This window comes from Kitasatospora sp. NPDC088779 (assembly GCF_040685395.1).
Lineage (GTDB): Bacteria > Actinomycetota > Actinomycetes > Streptomycetales > Streptomycetaceae > Kitasatospora.
The window spans coordinates 93,761-113,304 of sequence record NZ_JBFBHW010000012.1 but is presented as its reverse complement, the minus strand read 5'-3'; the positions used below and the strand labels follow the sequence as shown (position 1 = coordinate 113,304).

The following is a 19,544-nucleotide window of genomic DNA, read 5'->3' as shown; positions in this document are numbered from 1 at the left end:
AAGTGCTTTCGGCTTCTACGGTCTGCGGCGTTCCGTTGCCGACTGACCGAGGAGCCGACATGGCCGGGATCGACCTGGACGCCGCCCGCCGGCGCCGGCTGACCGCCGCCGCCGAGAGGGCGGGCGCCGCGCAGGCCGAGTACACCGTCGGGGAGGAGCCGGTGATCCTCGGCGGCACCGAGGTGGCCGTTCTTCCGGCGGAGCTGCCGTTGGAGGTGTGGCAGCCGCTGATCGGCATCCCGTACCTGCCGCTGCTGCTGCGTTCGCTGGTGGAGGCCGCTCAGGCACAGGGTGAGCAGCAGACGCAGGCCGCCAACCTGATCGTGGACGTGCTTGGCTCGGAGCCGAGCCTGCCGTCCGACCTGATCGCGGCCGCCGCCGAGATGGGCCGCCGACTGCTGGGCGAGGACGGCTTCGCCCGGCTGATGGCCCAGCGCCCCAGCCACTCCGACATCCTGGAGCTGGTGCGCTACGCCTGGACCAAGTACCTGGCGGGCGGTGGCGGCCTGGGGGAACTCATCGGGCCGTCCGAGACGCCTTCGAGCGCTGGGACGACCTCGAGGCCGACTTTCAGCGGTACTACCAGCTCGACGTCCGAGGCGTCTGGCGACGGCCCGGTGACCCTCAATTCGTCGGCACCCGACGCCTCCTGACCCTGATGCGGGGGCTGCCTGCCGACGCCCTGCTGCGCCGGGACGAGGCGGAGGTCGGTGCGGATCGCTGGGGCCTGACACAGGAGCTGCTGGCGCAGCTGGTTGAGCTGGTGTCGGTGCTGGCGGCGGAGCACCGCCTGCGCCGGCCGGTCGAGCTGCCGCGCCCGGCCTACCTGAGCGCTGGCCGCGCGCGCGAGCGGGACGAGCAGGGCATGGCCCGTGCGGTCGCCGTGCTGCGCCGCAGCGGGAAGGCGGCCGGCCGTGGCTGAGGAGATCGACTCCGGCCGTCTCGTTGTCGAGGTTGTCGCCGACTCGTCGGGGTTCGCGGCGGACGCGAAGGCCCGCGTCGACACGGCGGTGCGCAACCTGCGGGCCAAGATCCGGCTCGATCCGGACGCTTCCGGTCTGCGTGAGCGCGTCGAAGCCGCTGCACAGGCCACCCGCGCCCGCATCAAGGTCACGTTCGACATCGACACCGCCGGGCTGCGCCAGCGCGTCCAGGCGGCTACGCGGGCCGTCCGTGCCCGCATCAAGGTCGCGGTCGATGCCGACACGTCCGGTCTGGCGGAGAAGGTGCGGGCGGCGACCGCCCGTGCCGCGTACGTGCGCGTCGGTGTCGGCCTGGACACCGGCGGGCTGCGGCAGCGTGTCCGGGCCGCCGTCGAGGCCGCCGCCGCCACTGTCAAGGTCGACCTCGACGTCGAGACGGCCGGGTTGCGCGCTCGGGTCAAGGAGGCGCTGGCCGGCCTGTCGGTGCGCGTCCGGGTCGACGTCGACACCGCCGCCGCGACCACCCGCCTCGCGGAGTTTCGCACGCTGGCGTCCCGGCCGGTCGACGTCCCGCTCAACGCTCGTGCCTCCGCCGGCGGCGAGGGCGAGGGCGGGGGGCTGCTCCAAGCCGCTGAAGGCTTCGGCTCCACCGTCGCCGGTCTGGCCCGCCTGCCCGCGATGGCCTCCGGGGCGCTCGCCCTCGGCCAGGCCCTCACCCAGGTCGCCGCCGGGCTGTTCGCGATGGGCGCGGCCGCCGCGCCCGCGGTCGGGCTGCTCGGCGCCCTTCCCGGGGCGGCGGGCGCCGCCGTCCAGGGCGCGGGAACCTTGTTGGCCGCGTTCTCCGGCATCGGCGCCGCCGTCAAGGCGCTCGGCCAGGCGGACAAGCAGTCCGCCGGGGCGTCGTCCGCCTCCGCGCAGGCCCGGCAGGCTGCCGCAGACCGGGTGGCGGACGCGCAGCGCCGCCTCGGCTCCGCGCAGCGCGACAGCGACGAGCAGGCGCTTCGTGGCGCCGAGCAGGTCGCGCAGTCCCGGCGCCGGCTGGCCGACGTCCAGGAGCAGGCGGCGGCGCAGGTCGCCACCGCCGACCGGCAGCTGGCGGCGGCGGAGCTCACGGTCACCCGCGCGCACCAGGCCGCCGCGCAGGCGCAGCAGGCGCTGAACGACGCCCGGCAGCAGGCTGCCCGGACCCTGGAGGACCTGAACCGGGACGCCGCCCGCGGGCCGCTGGAGGAGCAGAAAGCGCTGCTCTCCCTGGAGCAGGCCCGTTCCCGGCTCAACCAGGTCGACGTCTCCCCGTTCTCGTCGGAGACGGACCGGCGCGAAGCGCAGATCTCCTACCAGGAGGCGGTCAACCAGCTCGAGGACGTCCGGACCCGCAACAAGCGGCTCGCCGAGGACGTCAAGAAGGCCAACCAGCAGGGCGTCGAGGGCAGTGACCAGGTCACCTCCGCGAAGGAGCAGCTCGCCCGCGCCCAGGAAGCCGAGCAGGACGCGGTCCGGGGCGTCCAGGACGCGGAGCAGCAGGCCGCCCGTGCCCGCGTCCAGGCGGTACGCGAGGTCCAGGACGCGCACAACGACCTCGACAAGTCCGTTCGTGAAGCGGAGCGCCAGCAGAAACGTTCCGCCGAGCAAGTAGCGGACGCGCAGCGGGACGTCGCCCGCGCGGTGCGGGATCAGTCCCAGGCGCTGAACTCCGCCGCCGGGGCCGCCAGTGCCGCCGAGCAGGCGCTCGACGCGCTCTCCCCAGCGGGGCGGCGCTTCGCCCAGTTCATCTCCGGCACGGTGCAGCCGGCCCTGCGCGGGCTGCGGAACACCGCGCAGGAGGCGCTGCTGCCGCCGCTGGAGAAGGCGATCAGCCGGGGCCTGACCCTGCTGCCGATCTTCAACGGGGCGATCGGCGAGACCGGGCAGGTACTCGGCCAGGCCGCCGAGCGCGGCGCGGAGATGGCCACGTCCGGGCCGTGGCGCGCGGACCTGGCCCAGGTCGCCTCGACCAACACCAGGGTCATCGGCTCGCTGGCGAACGCCGGTCTGAGCGCGGCTGACGGCCTGCGCAACATCACGGTCGCCGCCGCGCCGCTGCTGGAGCGGCTGGCTCGTGGCACCGAGCGCGGGATGGCTCTGGCGGCCGCGTTCATCCAGGCCCGCCGCGACGGCGGCCAGCTCGAAGGGTTCTTCCAGCGCGCGGGGGACACCGGGGCGCAGCTGTGGGGCATCCTGCGGGACATCGGCCTCGGTGTCCTGAACATCGGGCGCGCCGCCGTCCCCGCCGGACAGCAGCTCCTCAACTCGCTGTCGGCCGCTGCGACGTCCTTCCGCACGCTCACGGGCGAAGGGGAGACGCAGGCCAAGCTCGCCGGGTACTTCGCCAACACCGTCCCCGTCCTCCAGGAGATCGGTCGGCTGGTCGTAGCCCTCGGCGTCGCCTGGTTCAACTTCACCAACAACCCGACACTCGCGCCGCTCATCGCCCGGCTGCGCACCGAAGTCCTGCCAGCAGTAGTCGAGTTGGCCGGAGCGCTGGGCAACGGCCAGCTGTGGGGCCAGCTCGTTGGGCTGCTCACCTCGATCGCCGGCATCGCCGCTCAGCTCGGCGGCCTCGGCAACACCTTGAGTGGGTTCCTGTTCGTCATCCAGGCCGTCGCCTCGGCCGTGCAGGTGCTGTTGTCGATCCCCGGCATGGGCGCCTTCGTGTCGGCGCTGCTGACGATAGCCGGCGTCGCGGGCGGCATCATGTTCGTCGCCAACGCGATCGGCGCTGTACGAGGAGCCCTGGTGTTGCTGTCCGCCAACCCGGTCATGTTGATCGTCGCTGCCGTCGCCGCCTTGGTGCTGGGGCTGGTCACGGCCTACCAGAAGTCCGAGTGGTTCCGCAGCGTCGTCAACGGGGCGTTCAGCGGCCTCGCCGACGGTGTCCGCTACGTGGTCGACAACATGGTCTCGTTCGTGAGCTGGTCCTGGGGCAAACTGTCGGGGATTTTCGCGACACCGATCCGCTTCATGGTCAACACCGTGTACGACGGCGGGCTCCGGAAGGCCTGGAACTGGATCGCCGACTCCTTCGGCCTGAGCAAGCTGCCCTCGTTCACCGTCGGGTTCGCCCGAGGCGGCGTCGTGCCCGGCTACGCGCCCGGGCGTGACACCGTCCCGGCCATGCTCTCCCCCGGGGAAGGCGTGCTCGTGCCGCAGGCCGTGCGCCAGCTCGGCGGAGAAGGCGGTATCACCGCCCTCAACGACGCCGCCCGCGCCGGCCGTCTCGCCGACGGCGGCGCGCCCGTGCAGGGCTTCTCCCTCGGCGGCCTCGTCGACGGCGCGGTCGACCAACTGCGCGGCTGGGCCGTCGGCGCCCTCGGCAAGGCACTCAACCCGGTGCGGGCCTGGTTCAACTGGATGCCCGACACCGCGTGGGGCGGAGTGCTGCGAGGCATGGTCAACAAGGCCGTCGACGGGGTCCTCAACTTCGTGCGCGGCTACGCCACCGGCGGCGTCGTGCCCGGCTACGCGCCCGGCCAGGACTCCACCCTGGCCCGGCTCAGCCCCGGTGAAGGCGTCCTCACCCCGCAGGCCGTACGAGGCCTCGGCGGCGGATCGGCCGTCAGCGCGATCAACGCCGCCCGCGGCCAGATCGCCGACGGCGGCCAGGGCGAGCGCATCGGCACCGTCATCTCGCCCGGTGCGATCGTGCAGTACATCACCAACCCGCTGCCCGAGACGCCGGGCGAGACCGTCAACAACCGGCTGCGGGCCCTCGCGAGCTTCGGCCTGTTCGACAAGGAGAGCGCCTGATGGCCCGCGAACGCTGGCTGGTGGACGGCTACGACCTCACCGACGGCCTGGTGCGCGACGTCGAGTACCGCGCTGGGCTGACCGCCACCCCGGTCGTGGTCGGCGCCAACGCCACCGTGCCCAACCGCATCGGGGAGCTGTGGCGGCCCAAGCACTTCGGCCCCGGCAAGTTCACCCTCGCCCTGTGGCTGGCCCCGCAGTCTGGTGGCTGGCAGGACGTCGAAGCGGCGTGGGAGGACCTGCTGCGCATGGTCGCCCGCCCGCACCGGCTGCTCACCTTCGAGCGGCGCACCGCCGCCGGCCAGGTCCGGCGCTGCGAGGGTGAAGTGCTTTCTGCGCTCACCCCGACGCCGCTGGGCCAGAGCGGCATGCGCATCAGCCTTGAGGTCACCGTGCCCGCCGGGTACTGGGTGTCCGCCGACACCAGCACTCAGACCAGCACCGCGGGCGCGGCCGTGCCTCAGGACCTGGCACTGACCGCGTTTGCCGACGCCACCGCGCCCATGGAACAGCTCGCCTACCTGATCACCGGGCCGATCACCGCCCCGACCGTCACCGACACCACCGACGGCACCGGCCGCGACGGCGATTCCTTCACCTACACCGGGCAGATCCCGGCCGGGCAAGCCCTCACCGTGGACGCCGCCACCTGGCAGTTGACCGGCAGCGGCGGCCTCGTCCCCGACCCCGGGCGGCTGACCCTCACCGGGCCCGCGGTCCTTCGTCTGGCCCCCGGCCGACCAGGCAGCCCCCCGAGCGTGCGGCTGGCCGGCACCAACACCGGCGTCAACACCCAGCTCGCCGTCACCGGCCGCCGCGCCTACCTGACCTGACCGGAGAACACCGTGGCCGTGCACCTGCGCGTCTTCAGCCCGAGCGGCACCCTGCTCGGGCTGCTGCCCTACCCCGCCGACCTCAAGACACAGGCCGAACACAACGGCGCCGGCGCGCTGACCTTCACCTACCCGCGCAACGCCCTCGGCGCCGCCCTGTTGGCCGGTGACGACCCGCGCATCTCCCTGGTCATCGACGGCGTCGAGCAGCCGCAGCGCTACCTGCTGGAGGACGATGGCGACGACCCGGCAGACGGAGGCGGAGACGCCCGGCTGGTGCAGGTCGGCTGCCGGGGCGCTCTCGCCCTGCTGGACCGCGCCGTGATCTACCCGGTCGGCCACACCCCGGGACAGCCAGTCCAGGGATTGGACCCGCACTTCCCGTTCGTCAACGCCACCCCCGGCGCGATCCTGGCGACCCTGCTGCAACGCGCCCAGGCCCGCGGCGCCCTGCCCGAGATCACGTGGGACTTCACCTCGGCCGTCGACAGCGCTGGCCGCCCCTGGCCCGCCACGTACACCGTCCAGTACGACGCTGGCGGAGACCTGCTCAAGACCGTCACCTCGATCACCGGGGCCGGGTGGGCCGACGTGCGGATGGAGGGCTACCGGCTGCGCGCCTACGTGCCCGACACGGTGTGCGCCGCGGACCATCCCGGGATCGTGCTGTACCTGGGCCGGGACGTCCTCAAGGGGCCCCGGCAGCGTTCACGTCGCTCGGTGCGTTCCTACCTGCTGGCCGCCGGTGATTCCGGGACCCTGGCCGAAGTTGTGAACCCGGCCGTCGAAGCCCGCTACGGGCGCCGGGAGGCCTTCGACGGCCGGGGAGGCATCACCGACGCCGCCACCCTCGCCGAACTGGCCCGCGTCACACTCGGCGGCATGGCGGCGGCGGCCGAGGGCTTCACCATCGAGCTGGACCCGGCCGCCACCCAGCACCGGCCCGGCATCGACTACCGCGTCGGGGACTACATCCGCTACGACCAGCGGCGCACCAGCCCGGCCGCGTTGGAGCCGCTGCGGGTGCGCACCATCGCCACCACCTACGACGACAGCGGCCTGCCCACCAGCAGCCTGGAACTGGCCGACCTGTTCGTGGAGCAGCGCATCCGGGTGCAGCGGCAGCTGGACGCCCTCACCAACGGCGGTGCCTCCGCCTCCCGCACCCCGCTGCCGCCGCTGGGCGACCGCAACGACACCGTCGCTCCGAAGCAGCCGGATGCGGTGCTGCTCGGCTCCTGGGCCTACCTGGACCGGGACGGGCAGCAGCACGCCGCCCTGGCGGTGTCCTGGCCCAAGGTGACGCAAAATCAGGACGGCACCGTGTACGACGATGCCGGCAACTACTACGTCTCTTACCTGTTGCCCGGCCTGGCGACCGGAGGCCGGGACCCGCAGTGGTCCCCGGAGCAGGCCGTCAACGGCACTATCACCCACTACGACCAGCTTCCTGCCGGGCAACGCGTTCAGGCCCGGGTGCGCACGGTGGACGCCTCCGGGAACTCCTCCACCTGGCGGCTGTCGGAGGAGATCATCCTCGCCAGCGACACCACGCCGCCCCCGGTGCCGTCGAAGCCCGTGGTGACCTCGCTGATCGGCGCTGTCCGCGCGGTGTGGGACGGGCGCGGCTCCCAGGGTGAGGAGATGCCAGCGGACTTCGCTGAGTTGGAGGTTCACGCCTCCACTGCGGCCGGGTTCACCCCCAGCGCGGCGACGATCGTCGACCGGCTCGCCGGAGCGGCGGCTGCCCCGATCACCGGCCTGTCCTACGGCACCACCTACTACGTCAAGTTCGTCGCCCGCGACCGGGCGGGCAACGCCTCACGGCCATCCGCCGAGGCCTCCGCCGCTCCGACCGTCGTCATCAGGTCCGACCTCGCTGACCAGATCATCGGCACGGCCCAACTCGCGGACGCCACAATCATCGGCGCGAAGATCGCGCTCGCCACCATCCAGGACGCCAACATCGGCACTGTCTCCGCCAGCAAGCTGACCGTGGGCAAGCTCAACGCGGACGTCACGGTGTCCGCCCGCATCAAGACCTCCGACACGGGCGCGAGGGTCGAGATCAACTCCGGCGGCATCGAAGCCTGGAACGCCGCCGGCGTGAGGACCGTCTCTGTGTCCGCGGCCACCGGCGAGGTGAAGCTCATCGGGGGCCTGTCCAGCGGCACCACCGGCCAGCGCATCGAGATCAACCCCGGCGGGGGCCTCCCCGAGATCAGGTTCTTCCCCACCACCGGCTCCAACTACGCCTTCATCAACGCGGTCGGAGGGAACAACGGATCCGCGTACATCGGGCTCAACAGCGGCACCTTCCCCGCGCGCGGGCAGCAGGCTGCCTACCGCCTCTACCTGACCGACTACGTCTCCGCCCTGGAGACCATCCGCACCGACACCCAGAAGCCGTGGGGTGGCGCGGTCAGGATGACCGCCAGCGAAGGTGCCGCCCTCGTCTACCTCGAAGAGGACAAACTCCACGGCTACGTGACCGCCCAGCAGTGGGGTGCCAACCTCGGCCGGTACAACGACGACGGCACCACCAGCGAACTGTGGCTCGACAACCCCGCCCTGCAGTACAGGGGCACTTTCCCGAACTACTGGTACGCCGACCCGGATCGCGGATTGTTCACCGGCACCGTTCAGATGGACAACTGGAACAGGGCGTCGCTCAGCTACGGGCCGACGATGATCTCCGACATGGTGCCGATCGCCAGCTTCCGGTGGACGCAGGCGATCCTCGGCTGGCACGTTACCGACTCCTCGCGCACCGGCTTCACCGTTGGGGTCAACGCCAACAACAGTGGGGCCGTCGGCTTCTGGTGCTTCCGCATCTGACAGGAAGGGAAGTTCCCATGCCCGAGCAGTACCGAGTCCTCGCCGTCGACCAGATCACCATCGGGCCGACCAAGTGCTGGCAGGTCCGCCAGCAGCGATCCGACGGACACCACATCACGATCTTCCCGACCTCCGCACTGGAGTGGCGCGCAGCCGAGTACGACATCGACCCCGGCACCCCGGACGGCCTCGACCAGATCATCGACATGCTCCTGCACGAGCCGTTCGTCCCCGATCCCATCGAGCACCGGCACGCCGACCCGGCTGCCGCCAAGGGCCTCACCGCCCCTGCCACGCAGGCGATCCACGGCCTGGCCGTCGGGGACACCGCTCCCGTCACCCTGCACAACGCGCCCGACCGGGCGACCGCCCGCGCCGCCCACCTCGAACGGATCGCCCACGTCAAACGGACCCGCGTCACCGTCACGGCCGGCCCGGCCGCAGGCAAACTCCGCGCGGCAGCAGCGCAGCCCGCAGCGGACCCCCTCGACGTGATCCGCCGCAGCCACGGCATCACCCCCGAAGGCGTGGCGGCCAAGGTCGAAGTCGTGGAGCAGGCCCGCCAGCAGCTCGCCCTGCCGCAACCCCCGCCTCCCGCCGATGCCGCTCCCCGCCACCCGGAGACCTTCACCACGCCGATGTGGGACGCTGCCGTGCCCCGACGCGACGACGCGCACCAGCGCGACAGCGGAGACGAGACAGCATGACCAACCGCCCCACCCCCGACCAGCTCGACCACCTGCTCGGCACCGCCGACCGCCGCCGGCTCACCCTCGCCGAAGCCGCCCTGCTGAGGGCAGGCGTTCAGCACCTGCGGAAGACGGCCGCCAGCGCATGCACCCGGCCGCCCGTCGACGGCACCGCCAAGGCGACGAAGTGAACGGAGAACCCGCCACCATGACGCAGACCGCCGAGCCTGTCAGCGTGGACGCCGAGCAGTACATCGCCCGGCTGCGCACCCAGATGGCCGAGGCCTGGGGCCAAACGCAGGCGGAACTGGCCCTCGCCCGCGAGGAGATCGCCGTGCGCACCGCGCGGGAAGTCGAACTGGCCCGGCGGATCGCAGAGCTCGAATCCACCGTCGCCGAGCTGCAAGCCACCTCGACGCGACGGTAGCCCCCTCCGCGCCCTACCGTCCCCCGCTGTGGACCGGGACCCGGACGACCAGCAGCCTCCCGCTGGACGACGACACCGACGGAGGACCAGATGGACCGAGATCACCGGCTGGAAGACGATCAGGGACCTGATCCTGTTCCTGCTCGGAACGGCGATGATCGTGCGGGAGGTGTGGACGCCGCCGATGGACCCGAGCGTGATCGTCACGGGGCTGACCCTCGCGGGACTGCCCGCCGCGCTGTCAAGGGACGAACGGCCGCCGCCACGCGAGTAGCAGCGCGCGCCGGCCTGGTGACCCGCTACCGGGTCACCACCGGCTACCTGGCCGCCGCCAGCGTCGCGCTCGCCGCTACCTGGCCGCTCTGAGCGCAACTCGGCCCCGCACCCGCCAGCACCGGGAGACGACCGCGAACATCCTCATGGTCACCGGCCCTGTGTCTGCGGCCGGCACTGCCTTAGAGTGATGATGTGGCCGCCGGGCCAACCGGCCGCGTGCTCTGGCAACACGCCCTTCGGGGCTGTCTCCTATCAAGGGGAGCACGCGGACCCGGGCGGCTTCGCAACCCGCGGGCCCGGCGGCCACACTTCCTAATCTCCCTTCTCCGCAGCCCATTTGGCCACGTGGTGAGTGTTCCCACGTAGGCCGGGCCAGCGGGAGGGTGGAGGCAGGCAGCCACACCGGGGCCTGCGAACCCCGGTGCCGCCACGGAGACAAGGAAGGCACCTGTGACAGCACCAACTCAGCAACCACCGCCCAAGGCCGAGCCGGTCACCCCGCTGACGGACAACCGCGCGGAGATGGCCATAGAGACGGCCGACCAGGTCCTGGAGATTACCCAGGAGCAGCGTTTCTGGACGAAGGCCCAGCGGGCGGCCATGGCCACGATCGGCCTCGCCCACGCCCCGACGCACGACCTCGTCGCGTTCTTCCACATCTGCAAGAGCACCGGCCTGGACCCGTTCCGCCGCGAGATCTACTACATCCAGCGCAAGCGCAAGGTGAACAAGCAGGACGAGCTGTACTACACCGCGCAGACCGGGATCGACGGCTTCCGGCACACCGGGCAGCGCACCGGCCGTTTCATCCGGCGCGTCGGCCCGTTCTGGACCGGACCCGAGGACGATCCGAAGTGGTGGGTCGTGGGCGAGGACGGGATCAACCGTCGCCGCTGGGTGGACGTGTGGCTCCACGATCACCCGCCCGCCGCCGCGATGTGCCGCATCGAGCACCGCAGCATCGCCGGGGACGAGACAGTCACCCAAGCCGTCGCCGTTTTCTCCGAATTCGCCGTCGGCAAGGACGAGTGGCGCAACGACCCGGTCACGGGCGACGGATACAAGACCGGCAAGCGAGTCCTGACCGGGCAGTGGCCGACGATGGGCGCCCACATGATCGGCAAGGTCGCCGAGGCGCAGGCCTGGCGCATTGCCTTTCCCCGCGAGCTGGTGAACATCTACGAGCACGCCGAGATGGAGCAGGCCGACGCCGCTCAGCGCGAAATGGAGCGCGAGGCCGGAGCAGCGCGCCGCCGCGAGGCTCGTTCCCAGGGACAACCCGGTGCGGTCATCCCCGGCACGGTGGTCAGCGCATCCACCGCCGACACGGTCGAGGGCGCCACCGAGCAGGGCCCGCCGGAGAAGGAAGCGGGACCACCGCAGGCGGAACCGATCGACCAGCCGCCCACCGCAGACGAACTGCGCCGCGAGCTGGAGGCCTACGCCGCCGCGATGGGCACCACCGTCGCCAAGATCACCGCACGGTGGCGGCAGGCGACCGGGACCGACCTTGAGAAGACGGAGGCCCCGCAGCTCGCAGTCCTGCTCGACGAACTGCGCCCCTACGTCGTGTCGGCGCTGGGGTCCCACCCCGAGGCGGCTGAGCACGTCGAGGCCGGCGGCCTGCTGGTCAGGCTCGACCCCGACACCACCGTGTGGAGCAGAGAGGACGCCCGAGAGGGCTAGCCCGTTCCTCCTTGCCCACCCCGCCCGCAGGGCCGCGTCCTGTCTGCGCGGCCCTGCGGCCTTCCCACACGGACACCTCATGAAGCTCCCCATCGAGCGAGCCCGTACGCTCGCCGCCGCCCGTCTCATCGGGCCCAGCCCGCTTCCCTGCCAGTGCGGCGCGCCCCGTCACGCGCACCGGGGACAGAAACGCTCCGGCGGCCACCCCTCCACCAGCTGCGCCCGCTACCGCCGCGACCCCGCCGACGTGCTCCTCGAACGGGCCCAGGCGGCGGCCCACGCCCGGCTCGACGAGGACCTCGCGGCGTCCGAGCACACCGGCCGCCGCCGACGTTCCCGCCGTCCCAAGAAGCCGGGTCAGTGGTCGATCGGCGCCTCCGACACCAGTTCCTGCCGCCGCGCGATCTGGTACCGGGAGAACCCGCCACCCGGCTACGTCCCGGCCCCTGTGGACCGGCGCGCGGCCCGGGCCGGGACCCTGATCCACGACTCGGTGTCCCGCCGCCGGCGCGCCCTTTACCCCTGGCGGCTGTACGAGCAGTCCGTCACCCTGCCGGGCCTGGACCGGCCGAGTCGCTACGACGAGTACGACCCGGTCACCGGCGTCCTGTACGACTACAAGACCGCCGGGGACTGGAAGTGGGCACTCGTCGGCGGCGACGGCCCGCCGGAGACGGAGTGGGACCAGACGCAGCTGTACGCCCTCGCCCTGCGCCTCGCTGGCGAGGTGGTGACCGAGGTGAGGATCATCTACTTCGAGCGCAAGAGCGGCAACGACGAGGAGTTCACCCGCCCGTTCGACGAGCGGGCCGCCCGGCGGGCGCTCGGCCGGCTGACCGCGATCGCCACGGCTCTCGACTTGGGCACCGCGCTGCCCCGGGACCGGTCCGGGCCGAGCACCGATGTGATCTGCAAGCGCTTCTGCCCAGCCCGCATCGACTGCTGGAACATGCCGCAGGCCGAGGCCGCTGGCCGCTCCCCGGAGTCGTACACCCTCGTCACCGACAGAGCCGACATCGAATGGGCCCTCGGCGAGTACGACCGGCACCGCGCCGAGAAGTCCACCGCCGAGAAGGCGCAGAACGTCGCCCGGGCGCTGCTCGACGGGGTTCCGCCCGACACCTACGGCGAGTGGGAGTACGTGCGCACCGCGGGGCGCCTCAAGGACCCCGAACCGGACCATCAGGGACGCGTCCGGCAGCTCGAAGCGTTCTGGGACAACCCGCCCAGCGAGCGGCCGGCACTCCACGAACTCGACTACCCGACCAAGCGGTCCCGCACGTCCGGCAACACCCAGGTCCGCCGGGTGCGCGCGGCCAAGCGCGGAGCCCCGCCGGTACGCGGAAGCCAGTAAGAACGCCAAACGCTGCGCGCATCAATCTCCCCGGCCAGGCGCTCCCCCGCGCGCGCCTGGCCGGGGAGAGAAGGCCAGCACAGCGTCCCCACTGTCCGTCGGCTGATCTAACGTCCGCCCATCGCAGGCATGTTGAGAGGAACACCGTGACCAGCCCGTACGACCCCGCGCCCGATGCGCCTCGCTCGCCCTGGTTCACCGAGCGGCCGCCCGCCCTCCAGCCTGCCGTGCACCTGGCACCAGCGCGGCCCGCCGGGGACGCAGGCACACCGATCTACGAGCAGTTGGTCGCCGAGTTCGGCGACCCGTTCAGCCTGATCGGCCCGATCCACTCCCGGTACCCGCGCCGGCCTCTCGCTGGCACGGCCAGGGACTGAACCCCCACCTCAGCGCGGGAAGTTGCTCGGCGCGACCTAACCCCGGGCGGCGGCCTAGGTTCCCCGCTCATGGCAGCCCCCCGCTACATCGACTACATGCCGCTGGACGAGATCCGGCCCGCCGCCCGAAACCCGAAGGGGCACGACGACGACGGGCTGGACCGTTCCGTCGAGCAGTTCGACTTCACCGAGCCCGGCCTGCTGGACGAACGCACCGACCGGCTGGTGGCTGGCCACGGCCGCTACGAGACCCTCGCGCGCCGTCGCGACGCGGGCAAGGCGGCCCCGGAGGGCGTGGTCGTCACCGACGACGGCACATGGACTGTCCCGGTCGTGCGCGGCTGGGCCTCCCGTGACGACGCCCATGCCGAGGCGTACCTGATTGCCTCCAACCACTTGACCACGCAAGGCGGCTGGGACGGCGAGGGACTGGCCGCGATGCTGTCCGACCTGGAGCAGGTTGACCCGGCCCTGTTCGCCGCCACCGGCTTCGACCACGCCCAGATCGACGCCATGCTCGCCGAGGTCACCCCGGGCGGCCCGGACGACGACGCGGACGACGACGGCGCCGCCGAGTCCGAGCAGCCCACCCGCGGCGACCTTCTGGCCCTGGCCGGCGTCACTGTCGGGGAGCCCGAGCACCAGGTGGAGACGGGGCAAGTGTGGGAGCTCGGCGACCACCGCCTCGTCGTCGCCGAGGTCTTCGACGGCTGGCCGCAGTGGACCCCGCTGCTCATCGAGGGCAGCCTCTTCCTGCCCTACCCCACCCCGCTCGCCCCGTTCGCGGACCGGGCCGCCGGTCGGCGCCTGGTGATGGTGCAGCCCGAGCGGTACCTGGCCGGTCACCTCCTGGACAAGTGGGAGCGGATCAGCGGCGAGGCGCCCACGCTCCGGGACGAGTCGTGACGGCCATCCTGCCGACCGCAGGCGGCACCTTCGACCAGTCGGAGCGGCCCATCTACTTCACCGCAGGCGGAGGGGAGTTCAACGCCGGCCCGCATGTGCTGACGGCCGTCAACGAGCTGATGGGCGACGCCGAGGAACGGCGGCTGCGCGACCTGCTGGACGCCGGCTGCCGGGTGCTGCTCGACTCCGGAATCTTCTGGCTCACCAACCGGCACAGCCGGGCCCACGGCGTCTCCATGGACGAGGCCCTGGCGCTCGCCCCGGAGCAGATCGACGGATTCGAGGAACTGCGCGAGCGGTACATCCACCTGGCCCGCACGTACGGCGACTGGCTGTGGGGCTACATCGAGCTGGACCAGGGCGGCCTGCTGCACAAGCGGGCGCAGCGCGCGGCCCTTCACGACCTCGGCCTGTCGCCGATCCCGGTGTACCACCCGCTGGTGGACGGCTGGGACTACTTCGATGAGCTGGCCGAGCGGTACGACCGGATCTGCGTGGGCAACATCGTCCAGGCGTCGGCCCCGGTGCGGCTGCGGCTGCTGCACACGATCTGGGAGCGCCGCCAGAGGTACCCGCACCTGTGGATTCACGCGCTCGGCCTGACCGCCAACGAGTGGTGCCTGCCGCTGGCCCCGGACTCCTGCGACTCCTCGTCCTGGCTGGCGCCGCTGCGCTGGAACCACCAGCGGATCGAGACGGCGATGCTGCGCCGCGTTGGCAACCTGCCCGCCGGCTTCCGCTACGCCCCGGGCGACAGCGACTCCTACCAGGCCGCCGCCCGGCTGTGCGCGGACGCCGCGACGGCGCTGGGTACCTGCTGGAGGCACGCCGCCCACCGTGTCCAGGAGCTGACCGGCGCTCCCGGCGGCACCGCGCTGGAAGGGGCGCAGCGATGAGCCCGGCGAAGCGCACCGGCGGCGGCGCGTTCGACCCGGCCGACCGGCACCTGTACTTCGCCGCCGGCGACTCCGAGCACTACCCGCACCACGTGCTGCTCGCCACCAACGACCTGCTCACCGCCGGCCACGAACGGCGGCTGGTCGCCCTGCTGGACGCCGGGCACCGCGTCCTGCTCGACTCGGGGATCTTCTGGCTGACCAACCAGTACAAGCGGGCCCACCCCGGCGTCTCCATGGACGAGGCCCTGCGCCTGGCCCCGGAGGAGATCGACGGCTTCGATGACCTGTACGCCCGCTACGTCGAACTGGTGCAGCGCCACGGCGACCGGCTGTGGGGCTACATCGAGCTGGACCAGGGCGGCCGGGACAACAAGATCCGCACCCGCGCCCGCCTCGAGGGCGAAGGCCTCACACCGATCCCCGTCTACCACCCGCTGGTGGACGGCTGGGACTACTTCGACGAGCTCGCCCAGCAGTACGACCGGATCTGCTTCGGCAACGTCGTCCAGGCGCCTGCCCCGGTACGGCTGCGCCTGCTGCACACCCTGTGGGAACGGCACCGACAGTACCCCGGTCTGTGGGTGCACGTCCTCGGCCTGACGGTCAACGAGTGGTGCCTGGCTGTCCCGCCGGACTCCTGCGACTCCTCCACCTGGCTCGGCCCGCTGCGGTGGCCCGACGTACGGGTCGACTCCGCGCTGCTGCGCAAGGTCGGCGTGATCGACCGCGGCTTCGCGTACGACCTCGACCAGCCGGCCCACCCCACCCGCGGCCGCACCGCCTGCTGCCTGATGTGCGCGCAGACCGTCGACGCCACCACCACCGTGTGGCGCCTCGCTCGCACCGCCCGCGACGAGCTGCTCGGCCAGCCGTCCTACCCGCCCCTCACCGAACCGGAGACACGATCCTCGTGAAGCAGCCCGTCAACGTCTGGGCCAAGGTCCAGCTGCCCGGATTCCACCACTGGCCCGCCGCGCCCGAACACCGCTCCTACCTGCGGGCCCGGCACCGCCACCTGTTCCACATCACGGTCAGCGTCGCCGTCGCCCACGACGACCGCGACACCGAGTTCCACGACCTCGGTGACCTGATCCGCGGCTGGTGGGGCCCGGGCGCCCGCGAGTGCGGGGCGGCCTCGTGCGAGACCCTGGCCCGTACCCTCGCCGAGCACCTGAGCAGCGTCGGCCTGCGGGTGACGATGACCGCGGTGTCTGAGGACGGCGAGGCCGGCGCGGTCGTGCACCTGGCCGACGCGGGGGAGCAGCTGTGAGCCACGCCGTCACCGTCCGCCACAACTTCGAGACGGCGCACCGGTTGCCGCACCTTGCGGGGAAGTGCGAGAACTTGCACGGGCATTCCTGGCTGGTCGAAGTCACCGTGTCTGCGCCGGTGCTGGCGGCCGGCACCGTCGTGGAGTTCGGCGCGTTCAAGCGCGTCCTGCGGGAGTGGATCGACACCTTCCTCGACCACGGCACCATGCTCGGGGCCACCGACCCGCTCGCCCCGGTCCTCGCCGGGCAGGGCAGCAAGCTGTTCCGCTTCGGCGCCGACGACCCGACCGAGCAGGAGCAGCACGCCGCCGGCCTCGGCTGGCCGAGCGTGGAGGCCGTCGCCGAACTGCTGGGCCGCGTCGCGACCGAGGCCCTGCACACTCTGCCCCGCGCCGCCGGGGCGTACGTCTCCCATGTCGGGGTGTCCGAGACCGCCGTCAACGCGGCCTCCTGGACGGCGGCCCCGTGAGCGTCCTCGTCCTGCCGGACGCCGGCCTGCCCGTCGCCGAGACCTTCGGGCCCACCATTCAGGGAGAAGGGCCGACGGCGGGCCAGTCGGCCCTGTTCCTGCGCCTGGGCGGCTGCAACTTGGCCTGCGACTGGTGCGACACCCCGTACACCTGGGACGCCAAGCGGTACGACCTGCGCCAGGAGATCCGCCGCGTCCCGGTGGTCGAACTCGCGGAGTGGGCCGCCGCGCACCCGCACGCGATCGTCGTCATTACCGGCGGCGAACCGCTGCTGCACCAGCGTACCGACGCCTGGCGCTCGCTGATAGCCGTCCTGCGGTACACCACCCGCCGCGTCGAGATCGAGACCAACGGCACCTTCGCGCCGCAGCCCGTCAGCCTCGGCGTGCCGAGGCTGGCCTTCAACGTCAGTCCCAAGCTGACGAACTCCGGCATGCCGGAGGAGCGGCGGATCAAGCCGGATGCCCTGGAGGTCTTCGCCGACCTCGCCCACCGGGGCCGCGCCCGGTTCAAGTTCGTCGCCTCCGGCCCGGACGACCTTGAGGAGATCGCCGACCTGGTCGACCGCTTCCACATCCCCCCGCACGCGACCTGGGTGATGCCCGAAGGGACGACGGCCGAGCGCACCCTCGATGTCGCCCGGTCCCTGGCCGACGACGTGATCGGCCGCAACTGGAACCTGACGATGCGGCAGCACGTGCTGCTGTGGCCTGGAGAACGCAACCGATGACCAACCCCACCAACACCATCGACCTGACCGGTGCGACCGAGCACGCCGCCGGCCTGCTCGCCGCCCTTGGCATCCCATGCGACACCGAATCCACGGCCGCCACCCCCCGGCGGATGGCCAAGGCCCTTGCCGAGCTGACAGCTGGCGTGCGCCTGGACCCGGCCCGGCACCTTGCTGTCACCTTCCCGTCGGAGGGGGAACGGGCCGGGCTGATCGCCGCCGTCGGCGTGCCCTTCGTGGCGATGTGCGAACACCACGTGCTGCCCTTCCCCGGCCACGCCACCGTCGCCTACCTGCCGACCCCGGGGGCCCGGATCGTGGGCCTGTCCAAGCTGGCCCGTCTCGTGCAGGAGTTCGCCGCCCGGCCGCAGGTTCAGGAACGGCTGGGCCGGCAGGTCGTGGACGCCCTCGGCGCGCACCTCGACATCCAGGGCGCGGCGTGCCTGATTCGGTCCCAGCACGCCTGCATGACGCTGCGCGGTGCCCGCGCGCACGGCGCGGCGATGGTGACCACCCACCTGACCGGCGCGCTCCACGCAGACCCCGCCCGTCGTTCCGAAGTTCTCGCACTTATGCCCTCACCCTCCTGACCGGGTGCGGGAGTTGTGCCCAAGGAGGCCGTCCACGCGGGAGGATGGCGGGGCCAGGCCGGGGCCGCGAACCCTGGCCACCCACCACCAAGGAGACGACCGATGAATCTCAGGGTTCCGCTGGACCTTCCCCCGACCGCGTTGCGGCTGGGCGACCTCCGCGCCTTCCTCGGGGTACTGCCCGATGACCTGATGGTCGTCGGCGACTGCGCCGGACCGAAGGGCACGTGCCTGACCAGGCTGGGGTGGCCGATGAAGGTGTCAGTGCTGGACGAGTCCGGCCGCCATGTGCCGGTGATTGCGCTGGCGCAGGTCCACACCGCCGACAAGTTCGGAATGACCGTGTCGCGCCTCCTCCGGCTCGTCGCCGACCTGCCGGAGGAAGCGCCGGTGGTGACGGCCTGGAGGACGCCGGAGGGTCCCCGTCAGACGACCGTCGGAACGCCTGAATTCGGCGACCTGATCACCAACGTGACCACCGGGGCGACGGCCAGGGTGGTGGTCCTGCCCGGCGTGCTCACCGGCGCGACCGGCCGGGCGTACGAAGCCATCGTCTACGGCTTCGGCTTGGACTGACCCGAAGGCCCAGCAGGCCAGCCGGGCGCCAGTGACGTCACTGGTGCCCAGCTGGGCGTTGACGCCCCTGGGCCCGATGAGAGATGAGGTGGCCGCCGGCCACCCGGCCTGGGCGTGCAGGCTCGCGGTGGTCAGTGCGCACGACCCCGTGAGGGTCACCCCGATGCTCTCCATGCCGACCCAGTGCGCCGCGCCGATCTACTCGCCTCTATCTCATCACCGCCCTTATCTAGCACGGGAGTTGTTCTCAAGGCGGCCGACGCTGCTGGAGGATGGCAGGGCCAGACCGGGACCGCGAATCCCGGCCGCCTGAACAAGGAGACCAACGATGATGCTCAACGTTCCCCTGGAGCTCCCCGCGACCGCGATCCGGATCGGAGACCTCCGTGCCCTCCTGGGGGTGCTGCCCGCTGATCTACTGGTCGTCGCCGACTGCCCCGGGCAGGACGGTCCCGGTCGCACTCGGGTGGGATGGCCGGTGAAAGCCCCAGTACGCGACGAGTCCGGCCGACGGGTCCCCGTGGTCGCGCTCCCGGAGGTGGACGGTGACGACGAGGACGCGATGACGGTGTCGCTCCTGTGCGGGCTCCTCGCTGACTTGCCCGAGGGTGCGCCCGTGGTGGCGGTCTGGGAGACCGAGGACGGCCCCCTTCAGACGACGGTCGGCGCTCCTGAGGTCGGCGACCTCATCAACGAGGCCTCCGGGCTGACGGTTCGGGTGGTTGTCCTCCCGGCCGTGCTCAGCGGCGCGACCGGCACCGCGTACGACGAGATCGCCTACAACCTCGGCTGGGAGTAGCCCGAGGCTCCAACACGCGGGGGTGCATCCTAGGAACCGTTCCTAGGATGCACCCCCGCGTGCTGACCGTTGGAGACCACCGCCTCGCGTGAGGCGGTGGTCTCCATGTAGGCC

The 19,544-nt window shown here is 72.0% G+C and carries 21 protein-coding genes; all 21 read left to right on the top strand.

Annotation, left to right across the window (positions count from 1 at the left end):
* The first annotated feature begins 59 nt into the window (after nt 1-59).
* The 21 genes from AB0P03_RS14010 to AB0P03_RS13910 all read left to right on the top strand — a co-directional run bounded on the left by AB0P03_RS14010 (nt 60) and on the right by AB0P03_RS13910 (nt 19,430).
* Nucleotides 60-653 carry a hypothetical protein gene (locus AB0P03_RS14010; RefSeq protein ID WP_363629018.1) on the top strand — a complete coding sequence of 198 codons (594 nt, stop codon included), beginning with the start codon at nt 60-62 and terminating at the stop codon, nt 651-653.
* 5 nt (nt 654-658) lie between these two features.
* Nucleotides 659-922, top strand: coding sequence for a hypothetical protein (locus AB0P03_RS14005; RefSeq protein WP_363629016.1), 264 nt, complete (start codon nt 659-661; stop codon nt 920-922).
* On the top strand, nt 915-4,709 hold the full coding sequence (locus tag AB0P03_RS14000) for a hypothetical protein (protein ID WP_363629014.1): 3,795 nt from the start codon (nt 915-917) through the stop codon (nt 4,707-4,709). Before AB0P03_RS14005 ends, AB0P03_RS14000 begins: the two co-directional genes overlap by 8 nt.
* A complete protein-coding gene (locus tag AB0P03_RS13995) occupies nt 4,709-5,542 on the top strand; it encodes a hypothetical protein (RefSeq protein ID WP_363629012.1) in 834 nt (277 codons plus the stop codon). Before AB0P03_RS14000 ends, AB0P03_RS13995 begins: the two co-directional genes overlap by 1 nt.
* A 12-nt stretch (nt 5,543-5,554) precedes the next feature.
* Nucleotides 5,555-8,380, top strand: a complete 2,826-nt coding sequence (locus AB0P03_RS13990) for a hypothetical protein (protein ID WP_363629010.1) — start codon at nt 5,555-5,557, stop codon at nt 8,378-8,380.
* Between the two features lie 17 nt (nt 8,381-8,397).
* Complete coding sequence (locus tag AB0P03_RS13985) at nt 8,398-9,087, top strand: hypothetical protein (RefSeq protein ID WP_363629008.1); 690 nt, start codon at nt 8,398-8,400, stop codon at nt 9,085-9,087.
* Nucleotides 9,084-9,260: a hypothetical protein gene (locus tag AB0P03_RS13980; RefSeq protein ID WP_363629006.1), complete on the top strand. Its 177-nt coding sequence runs from the start codon at nt 9,084-9,086 to the stop codon at nt 9,258-9,260. The genes AB0P03_RS13985 and AB0P03_RS13980 overlap by 4 nt, the downstream gene beginning before the upstream one ends.
* Nucleotides 9,257-9,496, top strand: a complete 240-nt coding sequence (locus AB0P03_RS13975; RefSeq protein ID WP_363629004.1) for a hypothetical protein — start codon at nt 9,257-9,259, stop codon at nt 9,494-9,496. The genes AB0P03_RS13980 and AB0P03_RS13975 overlap by 4 nt, the downstream gene beginning before the upstream one ends.
* Nucleotides 9,497-9,524: 28 nt before the next feature.
* On the top strand, nt 9,525-9,770 hold the full coding sequence (locus AB0P03_RS13970) for a hypothetical protein (protein ID WP_363629003.1): 246 nt from the start codon (nt 9,525-9,527) through the stop codon (nt 9,768-9,770).
* Between the two features lie 452 nt (nt 9,771-10,222).
* A complete protein-coding gene (locus AB0P03_RS13965) occupies nt 10,223-11,458 on the top strand; it encodes a recombinase RecT (protein ID WP_363629002.1) in 1,236 nt (411 codons plus the stop codon).
* A gap of 79 nt (nt 11,459-11,537) precedes the next feature.
* Nucleotides 11,538-12,812, top strand: a complete 1,275-nt coding sequence (locus AB0P03_RS13960) for a hypothetical protein (RefSeq protein WP_363629000.1) — start codon at nt 11,538-11,540, stop codon at nt 12,810-12,812.
* 146 nt (nt 12,813-12,958) lie between these two features.
* Nucleotides 12,959-13,189: a hypothetical protein gene (locus AB0P03_RS13955; protein WP_363628998.1), complete on the top strand. Its 231-nt coding sequence runs from the start codon at nt 12,959-12,961 to the stop codon at nt 13,187-13,189.
* Nucleotides 13,190-13,258: 69 nt separating this feature from the next.
* The gene (locus AB0P03_RS13950; protein ID WP_363628997.1) at nt 13,259-14,095 is read left to right on the top strand and encodes a hypothetical protein; all 837 of its coding nucleotides are present in this window, start codon (nt 13,259-13,261) and stop codon (nt 14,093-14,095) included.
* Entirely contained in the window at nt 14,092-14,991 is a 900-nt protein-coding gene (locus AB0P03_RS13945) for a hypothetical protein (RefSeq protein ID WP_363628995.1), read from the top strand. Before AB0P03_RS13950 ends, AB0P03_RS13945 begins: the two co-directional genes overlap by 4 nt.
* The gene (locus AB0P03_RS13940; RefSeq protein ID WP_363628994.1) at nt 14,988-15,908 is read left to right on the top strand and encodes a hypothetical protein; all 921 of its coding nucleotides are present in this window, start codon (nt 14,988-14,990) and stop codon (nt 15,906-15,908) included. Before AB0P03_RS13945 ends, AB0P03_RS13940 begins: the two co-directional genes overlap by 4 nt.
* Entirely contained in the window at nt 15,905-16,264 is a 360-nt protein-coding gene (locus AB0P03_RS13935; RefSeq protein ID WP_363628992.1) for a hypothetical protein, read from the top strand. Before AB0P03_RS13940 ends, AB0P03_RS13935 begins: the two co-directional genes overlap by 4 nt.
* Nucleotides 16,261-16,734, top strand: a complete 474-nt coding sequence (locus AB0P03_RS13930) for a 6-carboxytetrahydropterin synthase (RefSeq protein WP_363628991.1) — start codon at nt 16,261-16,263, stop codon at nt 16,732-16,734. The genes AB0P03_RS13935 and AB0P03_RS13930 overlap by 4 nt, the downstream gene beginning before the upstream one ends.
* Nucleotides 16,731-17,465: a 7-carboxy-7-deazaguanine synthase QueE gene (locus tag AB0P03_RS13925; RefSeq protein ID WP_363628989.1), complete on the top strand. Its 735-nt coding sequence runs from the start codon at nt 16,731-16,733 to the stop codon at nt 17,463-17,465. The genes AB0P03_RS13930 and AB0P03_RS13925 overlap by 4 nt, the downstream gene beginning before the upstream one ends.
* The gene (gene folE, locus AB0P03_RS13920; RefSeq protein ID WP_363628987.1) at nt 17,462-18,055 is read left to right on the top strand and encodes a GTP cyclohydrolase I; all 594 of its coding nucleotides are present in this window, start codon (nt 17,462-17,464) and stop codon (nt 18,053-18,055) included. The genes AB0P03_RS13925 and folE overlap by 4 nt, the downstream gene beginning before the upstream one ends.
* A gap of 102 nt (nt 18,056-18,157) precedes the next feature.
* Nucleotides 18,158-18,631 (top strand): hypothetical protein, encoded by a 474-nt coding sequence (locus AB0P03_RS13915; protein ID WP_363628986.1) that lies wholly within the window; start codon nt 18,158-18,160, stop codon nt 18,629-18,631.
* A 328-nt stretch (nt 18,632-18,959) separates the two neighbouring features.
* Nucleotides 18,960-19,430: a hypothetical protein gene (locus AB0P03_RS13910; protein WP_363628984.1), complete on the top strand. Its 471-nt coding sequence runs from the start codon at nt 18,960-18,962 to the stop codon at nt 19,428-19,430.
* Nucleotides 19,431-19,544 lie beyond the last annotated feature (114 nt).

What these genes read in the sequence shown, in the direction of transcription:
- AB0P03_RS13950 (WP_363628997.1), top strand. Translation starts at nt 13,259, where the DNA reads ATGGCAGCCCCCCGCTACATCGACTACATGCCGCTGGACGAGATCCGG.
- AB0P03_RS13985 (WP_363629008.1), top strand. Translation starts at nt 8,398, where the DNA reads ATGCCCGAGCAGTACCGAGTCCTCGCCGTCGACCAGATCACCATCGGG.
- AB0P03_RS13910 (WP_363628984.1), top strand. Translation starts at nt 18,960, where the DNA reads ATGATGCTCAACGTTCCCCTGGAGCTCCCCGCGACCGCGATCCGGATC.
- AB0P03_RS13940 (WP_363628994.1), top strand. Translation starts at nt 14,988, where the DNA reads ATGAGCCCGGCGAAGCGCACCGGCGGCGGCGCGTTCGACCCGGCCGAC.
- AB0P03_RS14005 (WP_363629016.1), top strand. Translation starts at nt 659, where the DNA reads ATGCGGGGGCTGCCTGCCGACGCCCTGCTGCGCCGGGACGAGGCGGAG.
- AB0P03_RS13960 (WP_363629000.1), top strand. Translation starts at nt 11,538, where the DNA reads ATGAAGCTCCCCATCGAGCGAGCCCGTACGCTCGCCGCCGCCCGTCTC.
- folE (WP_363628987.1), top strand. Translation starts at nt 17,462, where the DNA reads ATGACCAACCCCACCAACACCATCGACCTGACCGGTGCGACCGAGCAC.
- AB0P03_RS13915 (WP_363628986.1), top strand. Translation starts at nt 18,158, where the DNA reads ATGAATCTCAGGGTTCCGCTGGACCTTCCCCCGACCGCGTTGCGGCTG.
- AB0P03_RS14010 (WP_363629018.1), top strand. Translation starts at nt 60, where the DNA reads ATGGCCGGGATCGACCTGGACGCCGCCCGCCGGCGCCGGCTGACCGCC.
- AB0P03_RS13980 (WP_363629006.1), top strand. Translation starts at nt 9,084, where the DNA reads ATGACCAACCGCCCCACCCCCGACCAGCTCGACCACCTGCTCGGCACC.
- AB0P03_RS13995 (WP_363629012.1), top strand. Translation starts at nt 4,709, where the DNA reads ATGGCCCGCGAACGCTGGCTGGTGGACGGCTACGACCTCACCGACGGC.